The sequence below is a fragment of the Idiomarina solivarensis genome, from assembly GCF_033052755.1.
Taxonomy (GTDB): Bacteria; Pseudomonadota; Gammaproteobacteria; order Enterobacterales; family Alteromonadaceae; genus Idiomarina.
In genome coordinates this window covers 21,587-47,053 of record NZ_JAVFHZ010000001.1, presented here as the reverse complement: position 1 = coordinate 47,053, position 25,467 = coordinate 21,587, and the positions used below count along the sequence as shown (strand labels likewise).

Here is a 25,467-nt window from a genome sequence, read left to right as displayed (position 1 = left end):
AAATCAGTAATGATTTCTACCACACACGAGCAAGTGTTGGGGGCACCCTCGTTCCCTATAACAAAACTGATGGGTCTGCAGCATTCTAAAAATTGAGCTCTAATCAGTTCTCTGTCTCATCTACCACACCAATCTCGATTAACTGTTGTGCTATTTCTTCTGCTGTAGGGCCTGTTAATGTAATGTAGAAGCTACATCAATCCGACAACGAACGATACCCAAGTTAAAGCCCAAGCACGTCTCGATTTTTTCTTAATTTTCTCTTCTTCTGCTTGCAGATTTACATATTCATTGACTAAGTGAGATATAGGCGATATGAATCGCCACTAGTTAACTAAAGACTTAGTAGTAGTTCCTCGTTGATCCCATACTGTCTCATATCCCCGCGCGGAAGGCTTCATCGAGATAATCGCCCCACCACTGCATCAGTTCTCGACGACGTTCCAAATACTGAGCCCTGTTGTAAGCACTGCGTATCTGGTTAGGGTCAGTATGCGCCAATGCAGATTCAATCAGATCAGGATCCTTCCCTTCTTCATTTAGAATAGTACTCGCCAAAGCTCTTAAACCGTGGCTAACGAGCTTATCTTTATAATCCATGCGTCGTATCGCCATATTCGCTGTTTGACTGTTTACATGCGTTTTAGGGTTCTTCATTGAAATGAAAATATGTTCTCTGTTACCGCTAATCTCTTTCATTTTATCCAGCACTTTTATGGCTTGCGTCGGTAAAGGGACAATGTGCTGACGTCGCTTTTTCATTCGCTCCGCCGGTATAATCCAATTAACTTCACCGTTTTCCAGTCTATTAATTTCTTCCCACCTAGCGCCAGCAGCTTCAGATGGTCGAACCATCGTAAGTAACTGCCATTTAATTAAATGCCTGGTAACCTTACTGACGCTAGTGTTTTGGAGTTTATCCAAGAATACCGGTAGCTCATCCTTTCCTATTGTTGGTAAATGCTGCTTTTTGGGCGACTGAAAAGCTGCTTTCACTCCAGCTAGGGGATTAGCCTGGATAACACCAGTATTCGTGGCGAAGACCATGATTTCATTAACACGTTGAATAACACGCTTCACAGTTTCCAAGCGTCCTGACTTTTCTATTGGTTTAAGTACCTGGATAAACATCGGCGCAGTAATTTCATTTATCGGCTTTTTGCCTAAGTCTGGGAATACATGAAGCTCTAGTGATCGCCAAATGTCATCCGCATAATCATCCGTGACTTTGGTTTTCTTAGTTTCAAACCAATCTTCAGCAACTTTACGTAAAGTCGACTCTTGCTCAGTTCGCTGAGTCCGAATACTTTCATCTCTAGAAAGCTTAGGGTCTATGCCTTCAGCAACTTTTGCCCGAGCCTCTTCCGCTAAGCTTCTGGCTTTCTTTAGGCTAACCTCAGGGTACATCCCCAACCCCATATTCATACGTTTCTTTGTAACTGGATGCAGGTAATTAAAATTCCATAACTTTGAACCACTGGAAGCTCTAATGCGCAACTGAAGCCCCCCACCATCAGAAAAAACACAGTCTTTTTCCTTTGGCTTAGCTTTTTTTATTTGACTGTCGTTAAGCGGAGTCACAGGCCGTGGCATATCAATATCTCCAATCGTTGTATTCCTGGATTGTATACCCATCGCTCAGGAATACAACCTGGAATACAAAAACGTTAGGCTTCCCTGGAATATCGTGAGATTACTTGAGAATCTAAAATAGCTTAAGAGGCTCTATGAAAGGGGGGGGGTTAGGCATAAAAAAGGGCGCTACTGGAGCGCCCTGATTTAATAATGTGGTGGAGCTGGCGGGAGTTGAACCCGCGTCCGCAATACCTACATCCTCGGTCCTACATGCTTAGTCAGTCTTTTAGTTAATCAGTGTGACGCCGACTGACAGGCTTCACAACTGACGAGTCCGATTGGTTTTAACGCTTCAGCTCCGGACAAAGCCTCCACGCGAGTCTACATTAGTTTGAGCCATCCTGGTCCGGTCTCGCAGACAAAGCGCCGGGGGATGGGCTTAGCGGGTTATTAAGCCGCTAGAGCGTAGTTGTCGTCGTTTGCAACTATTAGGTTGAGGCTTTTTACGAGGCCTGCCTCACCTCGGCATGCACCTTGGGTTTCGTGTATCCCGTCGAATCCAGATCAGCCCCAAAGGTTATTACTTACGTAATGCTTAACACTATAACTCAGACACCGCTTAAGTGCTATAAGTTCCGCACTCAAGCGGTTATTTATTGGACTTTAAGTTAGGTATTAGGCCGCCATATATAAGACTTTTTCAACCAACTTACTAATGCCTTCTTCTGCATCCGGCAAGTTCTCAGCCAACATATAGGCAGGTGTTGTCACTAATTGGTGTTTATCATCCACAACAATGTCGCGAACGCTACAGTTCACGTGTTCACCGCCCATTTTCTTAATGGCGCCGGCTACTTCACCGTCGTTACCAATAGTCACTTTAACGCCCTCTCCATAGATGTGCGGCAACAATACCGGTGCAATGCACATATAACCAGCAGGTTTCTTCGCATCGACAAAGGCTTTGCCAATCTCCAAAACCTGCTCATTAATCGTCATATCGGCGCCTTTCACTGCAAAATCACAAAGATTCTTCGCCACACCAAAGCCACCGGGAAGAATGAGCGCATCGAATTCAGTAGAATCCAACTCGGTTAAAGGTTTCACCTCACCGCGGGTGATACGTGCGGCTTCTTCCAGCGCATTGCGCTTGTCACCCCTTTCCTCACCTTTTAAATGGTTAATGGTCTGCATTTGTTCGACATCCGGCGCAAAACATTCAAAACTGGCGCCCTGCTTTTGTATGTGCAGCAATGTTAAAACGGCTTCATTAATTTCAGAGCCGTCAAAAACGCCACAGCCTGATAAGATAACAGCTACTTTTTTCATCGTCGAAACCTCCTGTCCGCGCTATTTAAAGCGTGCTTTAATCCAGTTTTATGTGCGCGTCGTTCTCATCGCGCCATTTCCATTCATTTTCAAGTGTAGCGGTTGGTTGTAACATCGCAAAGTCTAACTGGCGGACTCCCTCAGACGACTTTACCCGGATAGGAAAATCAGGGTTCGCCAGCGATGATTTTGCCAGCGCCAGCAATGAATTCGGATAATGCCCCGCTACGTGTTCGTAGTTTTTCTCATTGATACCACCATTAACAATTAATGGAGTATCAGAAAACTCTTGTACAATGTCACCCAACGACTTATTGCTGCCGCCTTTAAACGGCTTACGCATGACATCGGTATCCGTTGTGTGAATGTAATCGACTCCGGCTTTCTCCATAGCCTTAACCAGTTTAATCATCGCGTCTTCGCCTTCCGGCCACTGGTAGTCCGGGTCGGTAACCGTAATTTGGCTTAAACGTACACCCACAATAAAGTCGTCGCCGGCAGCTGACTTCGCCGCTTTAACAACCAGTTCCAGAAAGTGCATACGCTTTGCCATATCGCCGCCCCATTGGTCGGGGCGCTGGTTAAAATAGTCACTTAAAAACTCATTCAGCAAATAACCATTCGCCGCATGCAGTTCTACACCATCAAACCCGGCTTCTTTTGCACGGTTCACAGCACCGACAAAACCATTCATTACCGCATCAAAATCGGTCTCACCCATCGCTTTCACTTCAGGCCAGCCATCGGTTTTTCCGTACAAATCTAATGGCTCACCCTTAGGCTTTACTTCACTAGGGCCAATGGGCGTATCGGTGTATTCATTGTGCTGAAACTGAGCGCCAGCGTGCATCAACTGCATAATAAATTTGCAGTCATGTTTGTGTACCCGTTCAACAATTTCTTTCCAGGCGTCAGTTTGCGGTGCATCGGTAATGCCGGGTTGGTTTTCATAGCCCTGGCTTGCCTGCCTGTCGGTATAAACCCCCTCGCTGATGATCATGCTCCAGCCACCTTTAGCGAAACGTTCGTAATATTCACCCATTAACTCGGTTGGCTTACCTTTTTTGTCGGCGCTGGTTCTGGTCATAGGGGCAACAACAAAACGGTTTTCCAGTTTGTGGCCTTTCAGTTCAAAATCATCAAATGCTGAGCTCATAAGAATTCCTTTATCATCTGCTACTGTTATATGACTTTGAGCATATTTACGCAGAATTCAAGGGCAATTGATCACTTTATTGATAAATCCGCTGCAAGTACAACCGCGGCTTTTTGCTTGCGGCCACCGTAGCCAAAGGCTTTGCTGAACGTGCTGATAGGAACCGGCAAATACTGACGTTCCGTAGGAGATTCCCAGGGCAAGGTATCGTAATCGGGGTCATTGATGTAAATAAAATCGTCATCTGCAGCGCAAATTAATACCCAGTGCGGCGCACGGATACCATCAAACTGATAGGTCGAGATAAGCGCCATAATAAGGCAACCCAGGCTTAAATCTTCCTTTATTGAATTCACGTCATAATCGCGTACCGAAATTGGGACACCCTGTTCACGCAAATAGGTCATATCGGCGTGCTGTATCCGCTGCATTACGGTTTTCTTCTGCTCCTGACGAACCGAATCGACAAAGAGCGGCTGTTCGGTATTTACCTCAACGCGAACCTTGAGTCCACGTTGATAAGCGGCTCTGGCCAAACCATGCGGGCCACATCCACCATGCCCTGAGGTCATATAAATGGTGGTTGCTTCGCGCCAAATCTCCAGTTCTTCGGCTTGAGGATCATTGCTCGGCCGACCAAAATAGTCCATTGCCATTAACAGGCTCGCTGGCCCGCAGGTAAATTCCGTCGATTGGGTCAGCATGGGCACGTACTCTTCCGTTGCCCCCACACCCGAGTCTTCACCCATTTCGTACCTCGGCAGCAGCTTTTGCAATACTAATGCGTCTGTGGATTGCGAGGCAGAGGGTGGAAAGTAGGCTTCGCGCAGCTCTATTGCCCGAAACCCTTCACTATTTAAAAGCTGCTGGGCCACCGTATTCGATGTGGCCACTTCAGTTCTTAAAAACAGTGAATGGCGCTCATCGGCCAGATCTTCTGCTGTTTGTAGCAAACGCCGCCCATGACCACCGCTTCGACAACTCTCTTCAACAACCAGCGCATAAAGCCGCGCAAGGTTCGTATTGTTGCGATAGAGAATAACGGTGTAGCCAATGACTTTTCCGTCCGCCAGCAGCACCCTGAAGTCTGCGGTTGGCGACTCGATAAATCGGCGGAAGCTACGCTTACTGATTGCATCTTCTGGGAAGTTGGCTGTTTCTATTGCCGATACTGCGTCCAGATGCTCGTTGCGCGCCGGTTGAATACAGGCCATACAATTAAAACCCCTTAATTTTACGAAGATTTTACGCCTAAAGTGATTTTCGGTATAGCGATTTTACGCAGTAACACATTAATCTGATTAACATAAAATAAGGTCTCTGAATGAGGTTACAGTGAATCTAAAAGCCACTTTACATCTATTAACCTGGCCTATTATCTGGATTGCCTCGATTCAGTTCTTCTTTGGCTTACTGTCTATTTTTGTATTCAGAGACAAAGCCTTTACCGATTTTATTTACCCCTCTTTGCTTTGTTTTATTCTGGCGTTTTTTCTCTTTATTCGCACCAACCGCGGTGAACAAAAGAAAATCTTTTTCCGCGAAGCACTGGCGTTCGCTTCTTTTACCTGGATTTTAATGGGTGTCTTAGGTGCCTTGCCCATCATGTCTGTTACCGGAGTCAGTTTTACTGACGCTGTCTTTGAATCGGTCAGCGCCATGACCACCACCGGAGCAACCATACTGACAGGCCTTGATGAAATGCCCAAAAGCTTTCTGCTTTACCGCCAGTTCCTGCAGTGGATGGGCGGACTGGGTATCGTTATTTTTGTTGTCGCCATTCTGCCAATGCTGAATGTAGGCGGGATGCGGTTACTTAAAGCAGAAACTCCCGGTCCTATTAAAAACGATAAGCTGGCTCCCCGGGTTGCCAGTACCAGCCGCTATCTTTGGTTAGTTTACCTTTGTCTTACCGTGGGCTGCGCGGGTGGTTACTGGCTTGCCGGGATGTCGGCATTCGACGCTGTGGCACACAGTTTAACAACGGTCTCAACCGGCGGGTTTTCTCCCTATGACGCCAGTATGGGTCACTTTCACCAACCGGCTATTCTGATGGTAGCCGACGTATTTATGATACTGGGTGCCATTAGTTTTGCACTTCATCATAAAATTTTTGCGACCAAAGCAGTAAAGGGTTATTGGCAAGACGAAGAAACCCGCTGGTTTTTAATCGCACTGGCTGTTTTTAGTGTCATTCTTACCGTGCTCGTGTTTAACGCGCAAACCCACAACTCTTTCTGGGAGTCTCTTAACCAGGCAATTTTTCATGTCGTCTCTTTTATGACCAGCACCGGCTATGGTGCCGATGACTTATCCGCCTGGCCGGCTGCTACGGCTGGGCTTTTGGTCGTTGCCAGTTATCTTGGTGGTTGTGCCGGGTCCACCGCCGGCGGGAATAAATTCATTCGCAATGTCATTACCTTGCGGATCCTTAAACACCAGATGCTGCAGGCGATACATCCAAGAGCTATTCTGAAAGTGGTGTATCAGGGCAAAGCAGTCACCAATGATGTTATCCAGGCCGTTATGAGTTTTATGTTGCTGGTCGCCATGAGCTCGCTGATATTTACCGTTATTTTGATGTTCACCGGGCTCGACTTTTTCTCTGCCTTTACTGCTGTTTCGGCCTGCCTAAACGTTTTGGGCCCGGGCTTTGGTGAGGTCTCCAGCAACTTTATCCCGGTAACAGACAGTGGTACCTGGATACTCACTCTGGCGATGATTTTAGGACGCCTTGAATACTTTACTTTGCTAACATTACTGCTTCCTCAATTTTGGCGGGATTAACATATGAACAAGCAACATTGGTTAGGCTACGTCATTTCGGTTGTTATTACCTGCACTGCCGCCGGTATTACGTACCTGCTTGACCACTGGTTATTGCCAACCTCCGGCACCGTCTTAATTCTACAATTATCAGTATTGTTAGTTGCCTTCCTCAGCAATTTCCGGGCGGCAATGTTAGCCGTTGTTATCGCCTTACTGTTATTTAATTTTCTCTTCACCGAGCCACGTTACTCACTGCATATGACGGATATCGACGAGATTGTAACGGCCATTGTTTTTATCAGTGTCGCCGTCATCACCAGTCATTTGGCTACCTCATTCCGACACCAAAAAGAAAGTCTGCGGCAGGCAGAATTGCGTTCTAATATTCTGTTGTCTGTCTCTCATGATTTACGGACACCACTAGCCAGCATTATCGGCAACTTAAGTACGCTGCAAGCTTATCAGGAACGGTTGCCGGAGCAGGAGCGAGCTGAGCTACTGCAAGGAGCCTTAGATGAAGGTGACCGCTTACACCGTTACATTGAAAATTTGCTACAAGCCACCCGTTTGCAACATGGAGAAATTCGCTTAACCCATGCGGTACAGGATATTCGCCCTGTGGTCAGTAAAACCTTGTCGCGCTTCCCTTCGCAGGACCGGTTCTTTGTTCATGATCACTTGCAAAGCGCCATGGTTGAAGTTCAATCGTCTTTACTCGAGCAAGCTTTGTTCAATGTTCTCGATAATGCGGTACGTTTTTCAGGTGAAGCTGCAGCAGTTAACATTACCCTGTCGGAAACCGCTGAGTCTGTATTTATTGATATAGAAGACCAGGGCCCCGGTATATCAGCGAATAAAAGAGCATTAGTTTTTAAGGTTTTTTATTCGTCGCGCGAAAAAGATTCCGGTACCGGTGGCACCGGCCTGGGGCTATCCGTTGCTAAGGGCATTATTGATATTCATAATGGCCGTATTAGCATTCAGGACAGTAACCAGGGTTGCCACGTCCAAATTGAATTACCGCGAGCCAATACCACTGAGGAAGTCAAATGAATGCACAAGCCCACAGCTTAGGCCCCCGCATTTTAGTCATTGATGACGAGCCACAGATTCGACGTTTTATGCGGGCCTCTCTCACCGCTGAAGGCTATACTTATTTAGAAGCCGCAACGGCGGAATACGGCATGAAACAAATCACCAGTCAGAGCCCACACCTGGTTATCCTTGATTTAGGTCTGCCAGACGCCGATGGCTACCAGCTAATGCAGCAGTTACGCGAATGGAGCCAGGTGCCCGTGTTAATATTGACAGCCCGTGATGACGAGTTACAAAAAGTAAAATTGCTGGAGGGTGGCGCCAACGACTATCTGACCAAACCCTTCGGCATTCGTGAACTGATGGCCCGTATTCACGTCTTACTGCGCGACTTGTCCGATCAACAGCCGACTACAGAAGCTCAGCTTCGTTTTGGTGAATTACTTATTGATCGCGAGCAACACAAAGTCTTTTTGCAAAACGAAGTAGTCAACTTATCCCGCAAAGAATACGCCTTGCTCGACTTTTTGGTCAGCCACCCGCATAAGTTAGTGACCCAACAACAACTTCTGGAAAAAATATGGGGGCATACCCACCAGCAGGACACTCACTATTTGCGTATTTTTGTGAGTCAGGTTCGCAAAAAGCTCAAAGACGATCCGACACATCCGCAATATATCGAGACAGAGCCGGGGGTTGGCTATCGGTTTATCGCGCAAAAATCCTGATGGAATAAGCGTGGGGATGAGCTACCTTTTGTCGCCCAAACCGTGTTAAACTTGCGCGCAAATTTTCTGCCTGTCGGGATGATTCTGTGAGCGATAAAAAACCTTCTTTAAGTTATAAAGACGCGGGTGTCGATATTGACGCCGGTAATGCATTGGTTGAACGTATAAAAGGCGTCACCAAGCGTACACACCGGCCTGAAGTCATGGGTAACATTGGTGGGTTTGGCGCTCTGTGTGAAATTCCGGCGGGTTACAAGCAACCGGTATTAGTCTCAGGCACCGACGGTGTTGGCACTAAGTTGCGCTTAGCCATAGACCTAAAGCGCCATCGTGGCGTCGGTATTGATTTGGTCGCCATGTGCGTGAACGACCTAATTGTGCAAGGTGCTGAGCCGTTATTCTTCCTCGACTACTACGCTACTGGCAAACTGGATGTCGACGTAGCAGCCGATGTGGTTGCCGGTATCGGCGACGGCTGTGAGCAATCCGGTTGTGCTCTTATTGGTGGTGAAACCGCAGAAATGCCTGGCATGTACGAAGCCGGCGATTACGACTTAGCGGGCTTTTGTACCGGCGTTGTTGAAAAATCTGAAATCATTGACGGCACAAAAGTCGCCGATGGCGATGCTCTGATTGCCCTGGCTTCCAGCGGCCCTCACTCAAACGGCTACTCACTTATTCGTAAGATTATTGAAGTCAGCGGGGCCGACTTAGAATCACACCTTCACGGTAAAACCTTAGCTGACCACTTATTGGAACCTACCCGCATTTACGTAAAATCGGTGCTTGAACTGATTCAACACGTTCCGGTACATGCGTTGTCGCATATTACTGGTGGTGGTTTCTGGGAAAATATTCCACGCGTTCTGCCTAAAGGCAGTAAAGCGGTTATTGACGGCAACAGCTGGGACTGGCCGGTCATTTTTGACTGGTTAAAAGAAAACGGCAATGTCAGCATGAAAGAAATGTACCGCACCTTTAACTGTGGTGTGGGAATGGTCATAGCCGTTCCTAACGAGTTAGCCGATAAAGCTATCCATATTCTTACCGATGCGGGTGAAGATGCCTGGAAAATTGGCCGCATTGCCAATGCCGCTGAAGGCGAAGAGCAAGTCGACATTCTGGCCGACGAGACTCACTAATGAAACGTATTGTTGTACTGATTTCAGGCACGGGCAGTAACATGCAGGCCATTCAAAAGGCCTGTGAAGACGGTAAAGTCGCCGGTGAAGTAGTTGCTGTTATTTCTAACAAAGCGTCTGCTAAAGGCTTAGAAAAGGCTGCAGCCAAAGGCATTGAAACTGAAGTGCTGAACCACAAAGAGTTTGACTCCCGTGAAGCTTACGACGCTGAGTTAAAGTCGCTGATTGACAGTTACCAGCCCGACTTGGTGATTCTGGCTGGCTTCATGCGTATTCTGACCGGTGAGTTTACCCGACACTATGAAGGCCGCATGTTCAATATTCATCCGTCGCTGCTACCCAAGTATAAAGGCGTGAATACGCACCAGCGCGCACTCGATGCTGGTGACACAGAGCATGGTGTCAGCGTGCATTTCGTTACGGAAGAGCTCGATGGAGGCCCGGTGGTACTGCAGGCAAAAGTACCGATTTTTGAAGGCGACACAGTCGAAGATGTTCAGGCTCGCGTTCATGAGCAGGAACACCGCATTTATCCGTTAGTAGTCAACTGGTTCTGTCAGGAGCGAGTGAAGTTGCAAGGCGGTCGTGTCACATTCGACGGAGAAGTCTTAGGTCAGCAAGGTTACGCCGCCGATTAACGGCGTAACCTGACATAGCCGTAGATCACATCGACAGGCTTTTCAGCAACATCGTTGCCTGTTCTTCACCTTCTTTAAACTGCTGCATTTTAACCATCACGTAATTGAGCTCCGGCGCAAACCAGAAAAACGTCTGGCGACGGTTACTTTCCCGAATGCGTGCTACTTTTATGGCTTCAACCTCACCATAAGGCAGTGACAGTTTCTGATTGCGGGCCAAAATTTCAAAACGATACTCGTCTTCCTGGCCTTTCTCGTTCACCACATGATATTTAAAGGTTTCAGCGCCATTGGCTACATCAATCCGTAGCTGCTCTGTCACGTTGGCTTCGTCAAACAGCGCTTGTTCCCAGTTAATATCCAGAATATTCCCGGTATCAACATTTCTTACTCTTTTCTCGTTCGCTTCAAACTCACCATGAAACGACTTATCTGATCCGGTACCGGTTCTCATGTAAATAAATTCACGCGGCTCCAGACGATTATTTTCATCGTCCAGAATAAAGACTGAACGGGCCTCACGCTTGTCCGATAAAATGAACCAGGAGATATCTGACTGAGTCTTTAGTTCCCACTCATTTTCCGAGGCCTTTTCCAGATAACGATAACCGTGCCCGTACTCACTACCGTCCCGTGTGATCACGTAATTAGCCTGATACGGTTTCATCGACTGCGATATGGGTTGCGTTTCTGGCTGCCCTGCATCTTTAGCACTCGCAATGCTTGTCGCAAAACTGCCGATGACTAAGCTGTATATTAACCAGCTGGCGGTCCTTTTCACTGTTGTATCTCCATTTCTGCTCACTACTGGACGTTTATATTGACAATAAAATTCAAACGCCCGTTCAACTTTCTCTTGAAAATAAACGCTCATTGATCTAACTTGCATACTATCACTGGTCAGACCTCCAAGTCGGAGTATTACACTATGAGTATTGCACTTTGGATTGTCGCTACAGTTTTAGTGGCGGCTGCATTAATTTACAAACGAGCCAGCTTGGCACTTTTCAGTGCAGGCTTAGTTATCATGTTCGCTATTGGCAGCGCAATTGACATTGTTGGTCCCGTACTCTGGGCTCTCTTAGCCATTGTACTAATACCACTTAACTTGGCGCCCATCCGTTTAAACCTGCTGACTAAACCTATTCTTAACGCATATCGCAAAGTAATGCCAGAGATGTCTGATACCGAGCGCGATGCACTAGAAGCAGGTACAGTCTGGTGGGACGGTGACCTGTTTAGCGGTGACCCTGATTGGAAAAAGCTTCATGACGTACCTAAAGCGGAGCTCAGCGCGGAAGAAAAAGCCTTTTTAGAAGGCCCGTGTGAAGAGGTTTGTAAAATGCTGAACGACTGGGAAGTAACCCACGAGTTAACGGATATGCCGGAACACGTCTGGCAGTATCTGAAAGATGAAAAATTCTTCGCAATGATCATCAAGAAAGAATACGGTGGTCTGGAATTTTCTGCTTATGCCCAGTCTCGTGTCTTACAGAAATTAGCCGGTGTTAGTACCGTTTTGGCATCAACCGTTGGTGTGCCTAACTCTTTAGGTCCGGGTGAGTTATTACAGCACTATGGTACCAAAGAGCAGCAGGACCACTACTTGCCGCGCTTAGCTAACGGCGACGAGATCCCCTGCTTCGCTTTAACCAGCCCTGAAGCCGGTTCCGATGCTGGTGCTATTCCCGACTCCGGAGTGGTTTGTAAAGGCGAATGGAACGGCGAAGAAATTGTCGGTATTAAACTGAATTTCAATAAGCGTTACATTACCTTAGCACCGGTCGCTACCGTATTGGGTTTAGCCTTTAAAATGTACGACCCTGACAACCTAATTGGCGAAGAAGAAGAGCTGGGTATTACCTGTGCATTGATTCCTCGTGATACCAAAGGTGTTGAAATTGGTCGTCGTCACTTCCCGCTGAACGTCCCGTTCCAGAACGGTCCGATTCGCGGTAACGACGTGTTCGTACCTTTAGATTACATTATTGGTGGTCAGAAAATGGCCGGTAAAGGCTGGCGTATGCTGGTTGAGTGTCTGTCAGTTGGTCGTTCAATTACTCTGCCGTCTAACAGTGCCGGCGGTATTAAATCTATTGCTTTGGCAACCGGTGCATATTCCCGTATTCGTCGCCAGTTCAAGCTGCCTATTGGTAAGATGGAAGGTGTTGAAGAGCCCATGGCACGCATCGCTGGTAACGCCTACCTGATGGATGCAGTAACTATGCTATCGACTAAGGGCATTGATTTAGGCGAGAAACCATCAGTTATCGGTGCTATCGCAAAATACCACATGACAGAAAAGTTACGCTCCTGCATGGACGACGCCATGGACATTCATGGTGGTAAAGGTATTTGCTTAGGTCCGAATAACTACCTGGGCCGTGGTTATCAGGGTGTGCCTGTTGCCATTACCGTTGAAGGTGCCAACATTCTGACCCGCAGCATGATGATTTACGGTCAGGGTGCTATCCGTTGTCATCCATTTGTATTAAAAGAAATGGAAGCATCGGCTGAGAAAGGCCCGGACGCATTGAAAAAGTTTGATAAAGCTGTCTTTGGCCATATTGGCTTTGCTATCAGTAACTTCGTTCGTTCACTGTTCTACGGCTTCGGCGGTCATCGCTTGAGTTCAGTCCCGGCCAGCGACTCAACACGTAAGTACTACCAGCAAATGAACCGCTTTAGTGCCAACATGGCGTTATTATCAGACCTCGCCATGGGTAAATTGGGTGGCAACCTTAAGCGTAAAGAACGGGTTTCTGCACGTCTGGGGGATATGCTCAGCTACTTGTACATCGGTTCGTGTATTCTGAAACGTTTTCATGACCAGGGACGCATTAAAGACGATCTGCCATTGGTTCATTGGGCAATGCAGGATACTCTGCATAAGCTACAGGAAGCACAGCTTGAAATGCTGGCAAACTTTGGCGGACTTGGTAGCTTTATGCGTGCCGTTATGTACCCATTAGGCCGTATTGCAAAACGTCCAAGCGACAAAAATGATCACAAAATTGCGCGTATGCTGATGTCACCCAATGACGTACGTACACGCTTAGGTGAAGGCCAGTTCCTGAGTCCTGAAGGTCATTTCGGTTTCCTTGAAGAAACTCTTAAGAATGTGATTGCCGCGGAACCTCTTTATGACAAAGTCTGCAAAGCGGCCGGTAAGCGTTTCTCCTTTACTCAGTTAGATCAGATTGGTGCTAAAGGTAAAGAGCTGGGTGTACTCAGTGATGATGAAGTTGCCTTACTGGAGCGCACTGAAGAAGGTCGTTTGCGTACCATTAACGTTGACGATTTTGCTCCGGAAGATCTGTTGGCCGGTAAAGCCGCATTTGATTACGCACTGAAAAACCTGAAAAAAGGCGAAGCAGCTTAAGAGTTCATCGCAAACCAAAAGGCGCCGCTCATTCAGCGGCGCTTTTTTTATTACTAAAGTTGCTCGGGACGACGCATTACGCGGTATGCTATAACAGCTAATAAGCCAGCCATACCAATGACCCATGCCATAGCATAGTCAGTAAGTGCACCGGCTTGACTAACGCCTGCAGAGACTAAACCCGCAATCAGAAACTGTAAACTTCCGGTCACTGCTGATGCCGAACCAGCACGTTCCTGCTGTTCCGCCAACGCCCCAGCCATAGCATTAGGGAAAACCAGACCAAGAGTTGAAATATAAGCAAATAACGGCAATAAGATACCCCAGAAGCCTGCGTTAAAATAAGCCATAACGCACATCACAACAGAGACAATGGCCAATAGCGGCAGTGAAAAGTTCAGGATCTTACGTGACGTATGGTACTTCAATAACCAACCGTTAAGTTGAGAAAACCCAATGATACCCACAGCGTTTAAACCAAATAGCCAACTGTAATGAGTTGGCGCAAGGCCAAATACTTCAATGAACATCTTTGGCGAGCCCGTGATATAGGCAAACAACCCTGATTGAGCAATAGCCCCGGTTAATGAATAACGCAGAAAAGAAGGATCTGTCAGCACCATCCAATACGTGCTGCCCGTATTCCTCATACGCACGTCGTAACGGCGTCCCCGGGTTTCCGGCATCACAAAATGGATAGTAATCGCTGAGGCGACACCTAAGCCGGCAACGATCAAGAACAGCGCTCGCCATCCCATCCACTCGGTCACATAGGCACCAAACAATGGCGCAAGAATTGGGGCTACGCCCATAACCAGGATTAAAAACGAGAACACACGCGCCGAAGCTTGAGGCGTGTATAAGTCACGTACCACGGCACGGGCAATAACAATACCGGCGCAAGCCCCTATTGCCTGAAAAAACCTCAGGACAATCAGCCACTCAATATCGGGGGCAAAAGCGCAGGCAATGGAGGTCACAACATAAATCGCGAGACCAATGTAAAGCGGATTCTTACGTCCGAATTTATCTGTTGCGGTTCCGTACAGTAACTGCCCTATAAAAAGGCCAAAGAAAAATGCAGTGAGAGACAGTTCAACATGATGTGTATCAGTCGCATAATCGGAGGCTATCGCACTGAATGCGGGTAAATACATATCGATAGAAAGCGGAGCGAAAGCTGTCAATAACGCCAGAATGATAACGATAAAATCAAATCTGGCGTTGTCTGAAACAGGCGTTGGCTCGAACTGTCGAGCCATTAGTTATCTCCCGCTGGAACGTATGATTGCGTTGCGAAATTTTGCGGACGCTCCAATGTTTTCTGCGCGCGGGCATAGTTCACCAGAGACTCCGCATAATCGATGCCGGTATTACGGGCACGTCCGCGCTCGCTCACCCGATAGAAAGTGTCGTACCCATCCTGGCCGCCAGCAATAAAGCTGTTAGTCACCATAATGTAAGTGGCTCTGGCCGTCATCGGTTGCCAGCTATTACTGCCTTTATCCCACACTTGCAAGTTCGATACCCGGCTACCTTTTTCTTTGGTTAAATCAACTGAGTAACGAATGCCTGCACCATAGGGATACGCCCCTGATGAACCACCGTCGGAAACAGAATAAGCGAGCGCTTCTTCCATCGCCTGCTTGAATTCAGAGCCACTTAACTCAAGCTTAACCAAAGTATTTGCAAAAGGAAGTACAGTAAAAGCATCGCCTACCGTGAAATCCCCTTGATTAATATCGGCCCGGACACCACCGCCATTTTGTATAGCGAAGTCGGCCATAGGGACTGAATGCAGAAAAGCTTCAGCCACCAGTCGGTGAGCGCCTGAACTCAGTGTATCAGCACAGCCTTCACGTCGCGGTCGATCAATTTCCTGCGCACAAATTTGTTGCGGGACTTGCGCAACAACTTCTGCAGAAAATTCCTCTACCTTGCTCTGGTAATCTTCCAGCATGCTTTGCAATTCAGGGTCTGGCTCAACAAAACTGAAAACGCCACTTTTTTCCAACGCCGTTTTAATTGGCTCGTAGGTGGTCACGATGCCTTCACTGACCTGGATATCCTCGCCGAGAAGATAATGCGGGCGGCCACTGCATTCTGAAATTTTGTCGCCTTTAAAGCGCGCATGCAGCTCGCCAACGACTAAAGAATATTCATACGCATGGCCAAGACATACTTTTTCTCCGTTAGCATTAGTTAACACCGTAGGATAAGGGCCTGCAGACTCTATTCCAAAGTCACTAAAATCACCCAGCAGCGTATGTGAGTCGCCGCCAATGACAATATCGACGCCCGGAAGCTGTCGTACCAATTCTTTATCACGTTCGTATTGAATGTGTGTCAGCAGCACAATTTTTTCGATGCCCTGTTGCTGAACGTCACTAACATACCGACGCGCAGTTTCCAGTTCATCTAAAAACTCTGTGTTTTCATCGGGTTGAGAGGACTTCTTTGTCTTACTGGCGATATCAAGGCCAATAATCGCAATTTTTTCACCGTCTCGCTCTACAATGGTATAAGGCTGAAACATCTGCCATTCACTTTCCGGCGTCAGCGGTGATACACCCACTTTAGGTTTTATGTTGGCGCCAAGTTTCGCTGTAGGACAGCGCTTTGTGCCTAATTGCTGCAGAAACTTTGCCAGCCCGGCGTCTCCAGTATCAAACTCATGATTACCTATCGTAAACGCATCAAAACAGACATTATTCATCATACGAGCGTCGGGTTCGCTGCCAAACAAAGTAAAGTAAAGACTCCCCGTTAACGCGTCACCTGCATGCAGGGTCAATACGTTTTCATTTGTAGCCCGTAGTGCTTTAATCTTTGCCCCAACTCGCGGGAAACCGCCCGCTTCAACCTGCCACTCTTGCTCGCCCCAAACGAGCGTTTTCTGCTTCGCTGCTAAATTCGAGTGGTGATCATCAATATGTACCACTGTGAGTTTAAACTCATTGCTCTTGGGCTCCGGAGCTGGCGCAGACGCACAACTCAGCAGCAAAGAAGAAACAGCGACAGCTGTCACGGCTCGAACCATCTGTTTTACATTCAGCTTGCCTGTTTTCACCAGCGTTTCCTCTTAATCTTTGATTAAACCAATTTCTCGTAAGCGCTGCATTAGATAGTCGTCCGCTGTAATAGGTTCATCACGTTGCGGATTCTCATCGGAAATGCAACTCGGCAACGGCGTGATCACCACATCCGGGTTAAAGTGCAAAAAGAAAGGAATAGAATAACGTGATTTGGTATTAAACGGTGCCGGCGGATTAACAACCCGGTGCGTGGTGGATGGCAGCACATGATTGGTTAAGCGCTGAAGCATATCCCCTACATTGCAAATAATAGCCCCTTCAATAATTGTTACCGGTACCCAGGTGCCATCTTTTGCTAAAACCTCGAGACCCGGTTCACGTGAACCGACCAATAAGGTCAACACATTAATGTCTTCATGAGCGCCAGCACGAACCGACGGAGTAGCTTCATCGATTATTGGCGGGTAGTGCAATGGCCGCAAAATCGAGTTTCCATTATTCACTTTGTCGCGGAAGAAGTCTTTGGGTTGCCCCAGATAAACCGCTAATGCGTCCAATACCTGATTGCCCAGCTTATCCAGCGCCGCGTAGATCGCCAACATATCGTCTTTGAACTTAGGTAATTCTTGTGGCCAAACGTTTGGTAACAACTGTGGGTACAGGGGTTTACCGTCAATTTCACGGCCAACGTGCCAAAACTCTTTTAAATCGACATGCGTCGCATCTTTCGCAACTTCGGTACCAAAGGGTGTGTAACCTCTTGCCCCACCCTGTCCCGGGCGATGGTATTGCTTTTTTACTTCTTCAGGCAAAGCGAAAAGCTCGCGGCAGGTATCCAGTGCTCGTTCAATTAGCCCCGTATCGACCCCGTGCCGGGTCAACGCAATAAAGCCGTACTTCTCGTAACCGTTACCAACATCTTGAGTAAAAGCATCAAAGTCGTCATGGTAACGACGCATATCAACGTGCGGGATAGACTGCATGGTGGTTTCAACTTCCTAAAAGAACTGTGTGAGTAGCCCTCTATTGTATGAATTTTCGGGCTAAATCACAAGTTAGCCAAGGCCCGTTTGACGGGGTTGAAGCCCTTACGATGTATGGGACAAGGCCCGTGTTTTTCTAACAACTCCAGGTGTTTTTTAGTGCCATACGCTTTGTGTTTATCAAACTCATACTGCGGATAGAGCTCATGCCATTTTAGCATCTGCCGATCTCGTTCTACTTTCGCTAAAATGGAAGCGGCAGCGATACACTGCTCACTGGCATCACCACCGACAATAGCTTTTGCCGGAACTTTTAATTCCGGAACCCGGTTGCCGTCAACAAGTACGATATCGGGTTTAACAGGAAGTGCTTCTACCGCTCTCTGCATCGCTTTCATGGAAGCCCAAAGAATATTAATGGCTTCAATTTCGTCAGGATCAGACTGGGCGATAGCCCAATAAAGCGCTTTTTCCTTTATCTCGAGGCTCAGTTTTTCGCGTTTCTTCTCGCTAAGCTTTTTCGAGTCATTCAGGCCCTCTATCGGGTTATCAGGATCCAATATTACCGCTGCCGCCACAACAGGACCTGCGATTGGCCCTCTGCCCGCTTCATCCGTTCCACAAATCATGGGTATTTTCATCCTGTTTGCTTGGTCACACAATACAATAGGGTTTATGATACCGATACGTAAACGTTAGGCCAATAAAAAGCAACGACAGCAGGCAACTCTCATGACTTCCATAAAGAACAAGACGGTTTGGTTAACAGGCGCGTCCTCGGGTATTGGTTTCGCTCTGGCACATCAACTGGCCGACAAAGGTGCGAGACTGATTCTGACCTCCCGTCGTGAAAAACAGTTGGAAGAATTACGCCAGTCTCTGCCTAACAGTGAACAACATCAGGTGCTGGCGTTGGATTTAAGTCAGCCTGAGCAAGCGAAAGAAACGGCTTCTGGCGCGCTAGCAGACAAACACGTTGATATTCTGATTAATAACGCCGGTGTTTCTCAGCGCAGCTTAGCCATGGAAACCGACTTAGCGGTTTACCGCACCTTAATGGAAGTCGATTACTTTTCTGTTGTCGCTTTAAATCAAGTGGTTTTGCCCAGTATGGTGCAGCGTGGTGACGGGCATATAGTCACGGTATCGAGCGTAGCCGGCAAAGTAGGGACCAAGCTGCGCAGCGGGTATTCAGGCGCTAAATTTGCGGTTATTGGCTACATGGATTGCTTACGCGCTGAAATGACAGAGCACAATGTGTGCTGTACCACCGTGCTGCCCGGTTTTGTGCATACTCAAATAGCCCACAACGCATTGACCGGTGACGGTTCTTTAAGAGGATCAGAAGACCAGGACAACGCAGGAGGCATCAGCCCACAACAATGCGCTGCCGATATTATTCGGGCTATTGAGACAAACAAAGCTGAAGTGATTAGTGGCAAAGGAATGAGCAAAGTTGCGCCACTACTGCAGCGCTTTTTACCCGGACTACTGAGAAAGATGCTCGCCAATAGGTAAAGCCGTTTTACGAAAGATGACTCACGGCGTTAACAACATTTGTTGCGCCTTCATCAACCTCTTCCATTATGGTTTTTACTTTTTCAATTTGTTCCTTACCTAACTTTGCCATACGCTGAATATCGTCGATAGATAATGATATCGCTTCAGAGACCTCAGAGCTGCGCTGCATAACGTTTGATATTTCCCCCGTTGCTTTTGTCGTTCGCGTAGCAAGGTTTCTCACTTCATCTGCAACCACCGCAAACCCCCTGCCGTGCTCTCCCGCCCGGGCAGATTCAATAGCCGCATTCAATGCCAGTAAGTTGGTTTGTTCCGCCAGCCCATTAATCGTTTTAACGATATCTTCTATATTGCCAGCCTGCGCTTGCAATTGCTCAATAATGGCGTCCGTTGCCTGACTTTTTGTCAGAATCTCGTTGGACGTTTCAACGGAGACATCCGTGGATGCTTTACCATCTTTTACTATCATTGCCGTTTGCTGCGACGTTGAGTAAGCAATTTCCGCAGCTTCTGCTGTTTGTTGTGCTTTTAACACCTGTTCCGTTACGTCACTGGCAAACTTAATAACTTTTACAACTCGCCCATTCCTATCAAAAATAGGGTTGTAGCTAGCCTCGAGCCAAACAGATTCTCCTTGCTGGCTAACACGTTTAAAGCGCCCCTTTTTAAATTCACCGGCACTAAGTTCACGCCAAAACCCAGGGTTTTCATCATAAAAATTCTGTTCACAAAAGAGTTTGTGATGCTTACCAGTAATGTCACTCAGCGAATAACCAACGGTATTTAGAAAATTATCATTGGCCCAGATAACAGTACCGTCAGGCGTAAACTCGATGGTCGCCATAGACTTGTTGATGGCAGTATTTATCGCAGTTTGGTGCTCCAGAGCGGTTGCTTCATCCGTTACATCGCTGGCAACTTTGGTAATAAACACTACCTCGCCTTCCTCATCTTTAACCGGAAGATAGGTGGCTTCTAACCAAATAGTTTCACCATTACTGCGAACGCGTTTGAAGCGTTCATGCTGTGAGTGTCCTTCAGCAAGCTGTTGCCAAAAGGTCTTATACGCTTGAGTAGAAACGTAATTGGACTCACAAAACATCTTATGGTGCTTAGATACGACATCATCCAGCCGATAACCCATGGTATCTAAAAATAGGTTATTGGCATTAATCACATACCCCTGGGGGGTAAAATCAATACGCGCGACGTTGTTATCAATGGAGTTTATTAATTGCTTATACTGTTTCAACTCCTCGGTCATTTTCGTGAGTTGATGTTTCTTTTTTTTGGTACCGAGCATTTAGGGTTCCTACCGCAAACTAAAGGATATTTAAATGCGGTAAATTACGCTCGACTGGTCGTATGAGATCAAACAAAAGTAAATTTTAGAATGATTATTCACAAAATATTGATCGATATCAATATTCTTAGCTAGGTATCCCAGGCTGGATTCCAGGTGATTTCCCAAAGGTGCCCATCCGGGTCTTTAAAAAAGCCGCCGTAGCCGCCCCAAAAGAGATCTTTTGCTGGTTTTATGACGTCAGCCCCTGCCCGCTCGGCTTCATTCATTACTTCGTCGACCGCACGACGCGACTGAACGTTATGGCTCAGTAATACTTCGTTAGCTGCGCGAGCAACTTCAACGCCCATTTCAGCCGCTATGCTGGCGCGTGGCCATAAAGCCAATCTCAGACCACTGGGTAATTTAAAAAACACCACCGCGCCATGTTCAAACTCCTCACCAATGATACCGTCGGTTTCCCAACCCAGGCCGTCCTGATAAAACGCTAGGGAACGCTTTAAGTCATCAACACCTAAAGTGATTACACTAATACTGGGATTCATAGAACATCTTTCTTGTTAACGCTAGACTCTTAATACCACACTCTAATCAACATTGGCGGACTGGTCAAAGCATGGATAAAAAGTTACTTGCGAACTATAAAAATACCAATTACCGCTTCATGGCTGATGGGCAACAAGTGACCTTAACCATTGGCCAAAAGAACGTTTATTTTGATCGGTTATGTGACAGCCTAAATCAACGCAATGGCGCCTTTATTACGGCGTTTAATCCACACAGCCAGCTGCTTTCAATAAAGGAGAATAGAGAAAGAAATAAGCAGTTAGAGTCTACTCTTAGGGAAATAGGAGAAGTTCACTACTTTCGCGGTGAAGGGCAAGACAGAAACAAACAGTGGCCGGCAGAGGAAAGTTATATGGTTTTAGGACTTAAACAGCAAACAGTCATTGACCTTGCACGCCAGTATCAGCAAAATGCGCTGGTCTGGATAGAATACCAACAAGCTGCAGTACTCATCACAGTATGAGTTAAGGGGTCATCATGCCATCACACCATAGCCGCTGATAAACAAGCTTTTGTTTATGCGATCATCGCCGTTCTTTTATGGTCAACGGTCGCGACCGCCTTTAAAATTACACTTCAGTATATGACACCACTGCAGATGGTCACAGCTGCCAGCTCGGTCTCTTTCTTTATTTTAGGTTTGGTCTGTCTTATCCAGAAAAAGACGTCAGAGCTCATACTTGAGCTGCGTAAAATGCCCTTATATTACGTGCTCATGGGGCTTATTAATCCGCTGATTTACTATCTGGTTCTGTTTCAAGCCTATAAATTATTGCCAGCCTCAGAGGCTCAACCCCTAAATTACACTTGGGCTATAGCTCTAAGTATTATGGCTGCCTTATTCTTAAAGCAGAGCATACGTCGTCGTGATTGGTTTGCCTGTGCTTTGGGTTATTTTGGCGTTTTAATCATTGCAACCCGGGGCAATGTACTGGAACTGAGTTTTAGTAACCCCTGGGGCGTTGCCCTTGCGTTGATTTCGACTTTCTTATGGGCTGGTTACTGGATCTTAAACACCCGACGTAACGCTGACTCCGTTGTCAGCTTAGTACTCTCCTTCGGCTTTGCCCTACCGCTATTGATAGCCGCCAGTTTTATCTGGAGTGACTGGTCTGCAATTCCCTGGCAAGGCTGGGCTGCCGTAAGCTACGTTGGCTTATTTGAAATGGGCATAACCTTTTTATTTTGGTTAAAAGCCATGAAAACAGCGACGAATACTGCGCTCATCAGTAACTTGATATTTATCTCACCCTTTATCTCACTGATGCTGCTTTCTGTTGTGATTGGTGAAACCATTTACCCCAGCACGCTGGTTGGCCTCATCTTTATTATCTTTGGACTGTTGGTGCAACGCCTGCACTTTCGACGAAAGCTTAAGCCATAGCCTTTTTGACAATCTCATCCGCGACCTCTTTGTCATCATCATCCGGTGAGGGGCCATCGTTGACACCGTTCTCTTCCGGGGCCAACGCAAGCTCAGTTAATAGAGGAAAATGATCGGATCCAAAACCTGGCAAGCGTGTCATTGAGACCAGCGCAAAGTGATGACTGTGAAAGATATGATCCAGTGGCCAACGTGCAAACCAATAATCTGCATGAAAAGTATTGAACATCCCCCGGCCAATACGGGGATCCAGCAAGCCACTTATTTTCCTGAAAAGTAACGTGGTGCGCGACCAGGCTACATCATTCAAATCGCCTGTAACCAGAGTAGGATACTTTTCAGGCTCGACTCGACGAGCAACCAGTATAAGTTCAGCATCCCGCTCCTCCGACTCTTCATTTTCACTAGGGCTTGGCGGTGCGGGGTGAACAAAGTGGGCTCTAACTTTTCGGCCACACGGCAATTCAATAAGACAATGCACCGATGGCTTATCGTTTTCTACCAAATACTCAACACTGATGTCAGACAACGCCAGGCGCGAGTACACATGCATACCATAGAGGTTGTCCAACGGTATCTTAACCGTATTGGGATAATCGGCTTCAATAGCGTCCAACCGTTCCTGCCACCAATCGTCAGACTCCAGCGTTACCAACACGTCGGGCGTAAAGTCGTGAACCAGCTTTAAAAGATCACGGCTGTTATGGTTCGACATCAATACATTCGCGGTCATTATCCGCAAACGCTGACCGCCCTGGCTTTCGTTAACCGCTTTTACCTCCTTCGGAAAGAAAAAAGTATAAGGCACAACCCACCACAGCTGACAGACCAGACAGCCGATAATGAGGCCCATCGCTATCGCGGTTACCGATGTCCAGTCACGTATAACGACAAACCCGATAACCAACAGTGCGCCAAGCAAAACCGACAATTGCAGACGTGGAAAGTCCAATCCTCGTATCCACCAAACCTGCGACCGCGATAACGGTGCCAAAGTAAGTACGCCCAGAATGATCGCTAAAGAGAGGTAAATAGTCTCAAACATGCTGTCTCTCAATGCTTCTAAGATAAGAAAACCATAGCACAGCTAAACAGAATAAGGTGAAAGGAAGTGTTAAGGCTCCTACGGGGATTGTGTGTAGCACCAGGAGTTAAGACCCTCTGATACAGGAGTGACGAAGCCAGAGGATCTCACTTAGAACCGACTAATCAGAAACAAATAAAGAGTTAGATAGAAGCGAAGGAACTGTGTGACGCCATGGATGGCGTCACTCAAGCCCCCAGGGATGGGTTTACGGCGTGTTCCGAAGCTTTATCTAACTCTTTGTTTCTGATTAGACCATATTGACCAGCATGCTGGTTGGGTCTTCGAGATATTCTTGCCAGAGTTTGTTGAAACGGGCAATAGTGCCGCCGTCGATAATACGGTGATCGCCTGACCAGCTTACCGTCATTATCTTACGGGCAACCACGTTGCCGTTAGCATCAAAGCGCGGCAGTTCCTGTACTTTACCTAAGGCGACAATCGCAGCTTCCGGCTTATTGATAATAGGTGTTGCCACCGTACCGCCAATAACACCAATGTTTGAAATGCTAATAGTGCCGCCTTTCATATCGGCCTGTGGCAACTTACCTTCCCGCGACGCCTGAGTCAGGCGAGTCACTTCATTAGCAACGTCAATGATGCTCTTGTTTTGTACCTGTTTAACATTAGGCACTAACAAGCCTATTTTGGTGTCCACTGCCATACCAATGTTGTGATCATCGAAGTAAGTAATTTCCGTACAGTCGTCATTAACCTGCGCGTTCATCACCGGGAACTCTTTCAACGCCAGCGACAGAGCCTTAATAAAGAATGGCATTACCGTTAAACGAATGCCCTTCTCTTTGTATTGCTCTTTCAGCTTCTCACGCAACGCAATTAAGTCGGTCACATCGAACTCATCAGCATAAGTGAAATGCGGAATGGTGCTGACTGAACTCATCATTTGCTTCGCCATGGCCGCTTTCACACCACGGATAGCCTCAGTACGGGTGCCACCACTGGCAGCAGCTGCTTTTTGCGGTTGCTGGCTATCCGGTGTTGGCTGCGATTTCTGCTCGCCCGACTTAAAGGCTTCAATATCTTTCTTCAATACCCGGCCCTTTTTACCCGAACCGTCTACTTCAGCAATATTGATATCGCTTTCGCGTGCCAGACGACGCACTGCCGGGCTTGCAATAGCTTTGCCCTGACGCGCTTTCGCTGGTGGCTCCGCTTCTGCTTTGGAACCAGATGGCGAAGTCTTAGAGTGGGGGTCAACATGGCTCTGTGGAGCATTTGAACCAGCCTCTTGCACACCGCCAGCAGGCTTCAACGCAAACAACGGTTTGTGTACTTCCGCAATATCACCTTTTTTGTGATACAGCTTAACCACGGTACCATCGTCTTTAGCCGGAATTTCAACCGTTGCTTTGTCCGTCATAACTTCAACGACCGGCTGATCTTCTTTCACTTCGTCGCCTTCAGACACCAGCCATTCAACGATTTCGCACTCAACAATGCCTTCGCCAATGTCGGGTAAAATAAAGTCGGTTGTATCGCCACCAGCTGAAGGTTGTTTTTGCTCAGTTTTCGGTTCTTCTTTTTTAGCCGGCTCGCTGTCTTTAGCAGGTGCTTCATCTGAAGAGCCATCAGCTGGCTTTATTGCAAATAAAGGTTCGTGAACCTTAGCAATATCACCTTTCTGGTAATATAGCTTTTCCACAACACCATCATCTTTAGCCGGGATCTCAACCATGGCTTTATCGGTCATGACCTCAACTACCGGTTGGTCTTCTTTAACCTCGTCACCTTCGGCAACCAGCCACTCAACGATTTCGCACTCTACGATCCCTTCGCCGATATCGGGTAGAATAAAATCTTTACTCATGTCGATGG

General features: G+C 47.2%; 22 protein-coding genes and 1 other RNA gene. 9 read left to right on the top strand and 14 right to left on the bottom strand.

The annotated features are described in order from the left end of the window. Positions 1-375: 375 nt before the first annotated feature. From RBK99_RS00185 to RBK99_RS00165, 5 genes are all read right to left on the bottom strand, one after another. Positions 376-1,593, bottom strand: a complete 1,218-nt coding sequence (locus tag RBK99_RS00185; protein ID WP_278355592.1) for an integrase domain-containing protein — start codon at positions 1,591-1,593, stop codon at positions 376-378. Positions 1,594-1,788: 195 nt separating this feature from the next. Continuing rightward, positions 1,789-2,147: a transfer-messenger RNA gene (ssrA, locus tag RBK99_RS00180) on the bottom strand. A 103-nt stretch (positions 2,148-2,250) separates the two neighbouring features. After that, positions 2,251-2,904, bottom strand: a complete 654-nt coding sequence (gene elbB, locus RBK99_RS00175; protein ID WP_317502630.1) for an isoprenoid biosynthesis glyoxalase ElbB — start codon at positions 2,902-2,904, stop codon at positions 2,251-2,253. A gap of 37 nt (positions 2,905-2,941) precedes the next feature. Then, positions 2,942-4,060, bottom strand: coding sequence for an NADH:flavin oxidoreductase (locus RBK99_RS00170; protein WP_317502629.1), 1,119 nt, complete (start codon positions 4,058-4,060; stop codon positions 2,942-2,944). Between the two features lie 71 nt (positions 4,061-4,131). Beyond that, the gene (locus RBK99_RS00165) at positions 4,132-5,274 is read right to left on the bottom strand and encodes a peptidase C39 family protein (protein WP_317502628.1); all 1,143 of its coding nucleotides are present in this window, start codon (positions 5,272-5,274) and stop codon (positions 4,132-4,134) included. Positions 5,275-5,395: 121 nt separating this feature from the next. Here RBK99_RS00165 and RBK99_RS00160 point away from each other — a divergent pair, with 121 nt between their 5' ends. From RBK99_RS00160 to purN, 5 genes are all read left to right on the top strand, one after another. Further along, complete coding sequence (locus RBK99_RS00160) at positions 5,396-6,847, top strand: TrkH family potassium uptake protein (RefSeq protein WP_317502627.1); 1,452 nt, start codon at positions 5,396-5,398, stop codon at positions 6,845-6,847. 3 nt (positions 6,848-6,850) lie between these two features. Continuing rightward, positions 6,851-7,882, top strand: coding sequence for a sensor histidine kinase (locus RBK99_RS00155; RefSeq protein WP_317502626.1), 1,032 nt, complete (start codon positions 6,851-6,853; stop codon positions 7,880-7,882). After that, the gene (locus tag RBK99_RS00150) at positions 7,879-8,592 is read left to right on the top strand and encodes a response regulator (protein ID WP_317502625.1); all 714 of its coding nucleotides are present in this window, start codon (positions 7,879-7,881) and stop codon (positions 8,590-8,592) included. Before RBK99_RS00155 ends, RBK99_RS00150 begins: the two co-directional genes overlap by 4 nt. 86 nt (positions 8,593-8,678) lie before the next feature. Continuing rightward, a complete protein-coding gene (purM, locus tag RBK99_RS00145) occupies positions 8,679-9,734 on the top strand; it encodes a phosphoribosylformylglycinamidine cyclo-ligase (protein WP_317502624.1) in 1,056 nt (351 codons plus the stop codon). Next, positions 9,734-10,372 carry a phosphoribosylglycinamide formyltransferase gene (gene purN / locus RBK99_RS00140; RefSeq protein WP_317502623.1) on the top strand — a complete coding sequence of 213 codons (639 nt, stop codon included), beginning with the start codon at positions 9,734-9,736 and terminating at the stop codon, positions 10,370-10,372. Before purM ends, purN begins: the two co-directional genes overlap by 1 nt. 25 nt (positions 10,373-10,397) lie before the next feature. Here the strand turns inward: purN and RBK99_RS00135 are convergent, their stop codons facing one another. Next, entirely contained in the window at positions 10,398-11,153 is a 756-nt protein-coding gene (locus RBK99_RS00135; RefSeq protein WP_317502622.1) for a DUF3108 domain-containing protein, read from the bottom strand. A 147-nt stretch (positions 11,154-11,300) separates the two neighbouring features. Here RBK99_RS00135 and fadE point away from each other — a divergent pair, with 147 nt between their 5' ends. Beyond that, on the top strand, positions 11,301-13,754 hold the full coding sequence (gene fadE / locus RBK99_RS00130) for an acyl-CoA dehydrogenase FadE (protein ID WP_317502621.1): 2,454 nt from the start codon (positions 11,301-11,303) through the stop codon (positions 13,752-13,754). Between the two features lie 53 nt (positions 13,755-13,807). Here fadE and RBK99_RS00125 read toward each other — a convergent pair whose 3' ends face one another. The 4 genes from RBK99_RS00125 to rnhB form a co-directional block, all read right to left on the bottom strand. After that, entirely contained in the window at positions 13,808-15,016 is a 1,209-nt protein-coding gene (locus RBK99_RS00125; RefSeq protein ID WP_317502620.1) for a multidrug effflux MFS transporter, read from the bottom strand. Further along, the gene (locus RBK99_RS00120; protein WP_317502619.1) at positions 15,016-16,824 is read right to left on the bottom strand and encodes a bifunctional metallophosphatase/5'-nucleotidase; all 1,809 of its coding nucleotides are present in this window, start codon (positions 16,822-16,824) and stop codon (positions 15,016-15,018) included. The genes RBK99_RS00125 and RBK99_RS00120 overlap by 1 nt, the downstream gene beginning before the upstream one ends. 12 nt (positions 16,825-16,836) lie before the next feature. Beyond that, positions 16,837-17,772: an isopenicillin N synthase family dioxygenase gene (locus RBK99_RS00115; RefSeq protein WP_317502618.1), complete on the bottom strand. Its 936-nt coding sequence runs from the start codon at positions 17,770-17,772 to the stop codon at positions 16,837-16,839. A 65-nt stretch (positions 17,773-17,837) separates the two neighbouring features. Next, complete coding sequence (rnhB, locus tag RBK99_RS00110; protein ID WP_317503345.1) at positions 17,838-18,401, bottom strand: ribonuclease HII; 564 nt, start codon at positions 18,399-18,401, stop codon at positions 17,838-17,840. A 103-nt stretch (positions 18,402-18,504) separates the two neighbouring features. On the opposite strand from rnhB, the gene RBK99_RS00105 reads away from it, so the two are divergent. Beyond that, positions 18,505-19,290 (top strand): SDR family oxidoreductase, encoded by a 786-nt coding sequence (locus RBK99_RS00105; protein ID WP_317502617.1) that lies wholly within the window; start codon positions 18,505-18,507, stop codon positions 19,288-19,290. Positions 19,291-19,297: 7 nt separating this feature from the next. Here RBK99_RS00105 and RBK99_RS00100 read toward each other — a convergent pair whose 3' ends face one another. Together RBK99_RS00100 and RBK99_RS00095 are read right to left on the bottom strand one after the other, a co-directional pair. Beyond that, positions 19,298-20,596: a methyl-accepting chemotaxis protein gene (locus tag RBK99_RS00100; RefSeq protein WP_317502616.1), complete on the bottom strand. Its 1,299-nt coding sequence runs from the start codon at positions 20,594-20,596 to the stop codon at positions 19,298-19,300. Between the two features lie 131 nt (positions 20,597-20,727). Next, a complete protein-coding gene (locus RBK99_RS00095; protein WP_317502615.1) occupies positions 20,728-21,141 on the bottom strand; it encodes a VOC family protein in 414 nt (137 codons plus the stop codon). Positions 21,142-21,212: 71 nt separating this feature from the next. Here RBK99_RS00095 and RBK99_RS00090 point away from each other — a divergent pair, with 71 nt between their 5' ends. Both RBK99_RS00090 and RBK99_RS00085 read left to right on the top strand, forming a co-directional pair. Further along, entirely contained in the window at positions 21,213-21,626 is a 414-nt protein-coding gene (locus RBK99_RS00090; protein WP_317502614.1) for a DUF3293 domain-containing protein, read from the top strand. A 27-nt stretch (positions 21,627-21,653) separates the two neighbouring features. Next, entirely contained in the window at positions 21,654-22,547 is an 894-nt protein-coding gene (locus RBK99_RS00085; RefSeq protein WP_317503344.1) for a DMT family transporter, read from the top strand. Here RBK99_RS00085 and RBK99_RS00080 read toward each other — a convergent pair. Both RBK99_RS00080 and RBK99_RS00075 read right to left on the bottom strand, forming a co-directional pair. Next, positions 22,537-23,592 carry an endonuclease/exonuclease/phosphatase family protein gene (locus RBK99_RS00080; RefSeq protein ID WP_317502613.1) on the bottom strand — a complete coding sequence of 352 codons (1,056 nt, stop codon included), beginning with the start codon at positions 23,590-23,592 and terminating at the stop codon, positions 22,537-22,539. The genes RBK99_RS00085 and RBK99_RS00080 overlap by 11 nt on opposite strands. 289 nt (positions 23,593-23,881) lie before the next feature. After that, complete coding sequence (locus RBK99_RS00075) at positions 23,882-25,459, bottom strand: dihydrolipoyllysine-residue acetyltransferase (protein WP_317502612.1); 1,578 nt, start codon at positions 25,457-25,459, stop codon at positions 23,882-23,884. Positions 25,460-25,467 lie beyond the last annotated feature (8 nt).

Coding starts and splice junctions, on each gene's coding strand:
- RBK99_RS00185 (WP_278355592.1), bottom strand. CDS start 1,593: ATGCCACGGCCTGTGACTCCGCTTAACGACAGTCAAATAAAAAAAGCT.
- elbB (WP_317502630.1), bottom strand. CDS start 2,904: ATGAAAAAAGTAGCTGTTATCTTATCAGGCTGTGGCGTTTTTGACGGC.
- RBK99_RS00170 (WP_317502629.1), bottom strand. CDS start 4,060: ATGAGCTCAGCATTTGATGATTTTGAACTGAAAGGCCACAAACTGGAA.
- RBK99_RS00165 (WP_317502628.1), bottom strand. CDS start 5,274: ATGGCCTGTATTCAACCGGCGCGCAACGAGCATCTGGACGCAGTATCG.
- RBK99_RS00155 (WP_317502626.1), top strand. CDS start 6,851: ATGAACAAGCAACATTGGTTAGGCTACGTCATTTCGGTTGTTATTACC.
- RBK99_RS00150 (WP_317502625.1), top strand. CDS start 7,879: ATGAATGCACAAGCCCACAGCTTAGGCCCCCGCATTTTAGTCATTGAT.
- purN (WP_317502623.1), top strand. CDS start 9,734: ATGAAACGTATTGTTGTACTGATTTCAGGCACGGGCAGTAACATGCAG.
- fadE (WP_317502621.1), top strand. CDS start 11,301: ATGAGTATTGCACTTTGGATTGTCGCTACAGTTTTAGTGGCGGCTGCA.
- RBK99_RS00125 (WP_317502620.1), bottom strand. CDS start 15,016: ATGGCTCGACAGTTCGAGCCAACGCCTGTTTCAGACAACGCCAGATTT.
- RBK99_RS00115 (WP_317502618.1), bottom strand. CDS start 17,772: ATGCAGTCTATCCCGCACGTTGATATGCGTCGTTACCATGACGACTTT.
- rnhB (WP_317503345.1), bottom strand. CDS start 18,401: ATGATTTGTGGAACGGATGAAGCGGGCAGAGGGCCAATCGCAGGTCCT.
- RBK99_RS00105 (WP_317502617.1), top strand. CDS start 18,505: ATGACTTCCATAAAGAACAAGACGGTTTGGTTAACAGGCGCGTCCTCG.
- RBK99_RS00100 (WP_317502616.1), bottom strand. CDS start 20,596: ATGCTCGGTACCAAAAAAAAGAAACATCAACTCACGAAAATGACCGAG.
- RBK99_RS00095 (WP_317502615.1), bottom strand. CDS start 21,141: ATGAATCCCAGTATTAGTGTAATCACTTTAGGTGTTGATGACTTAAAG.
- RBK99_RS00090 (WP_317502614.1), top strand. CDS start 21,213: ATGGATAAAAAGTTACTTGCGAACTATAAAAATACCAATTACCGCTTC.
- RBK99_RS00080 (WP_317502613.1), bottom strand. CDS start 23,592: ATGTTTGAGACTATTTACCTCTCTTTAGCGATCATTCTGGGCGTACTT.
- RBK99_RS00075 (WP_317502612.1), bottom strand. CDS start 25,459: ATGAGTAAAGATTTTATTCTACCCGATATCGGCGAAGGGATCGTAGAG.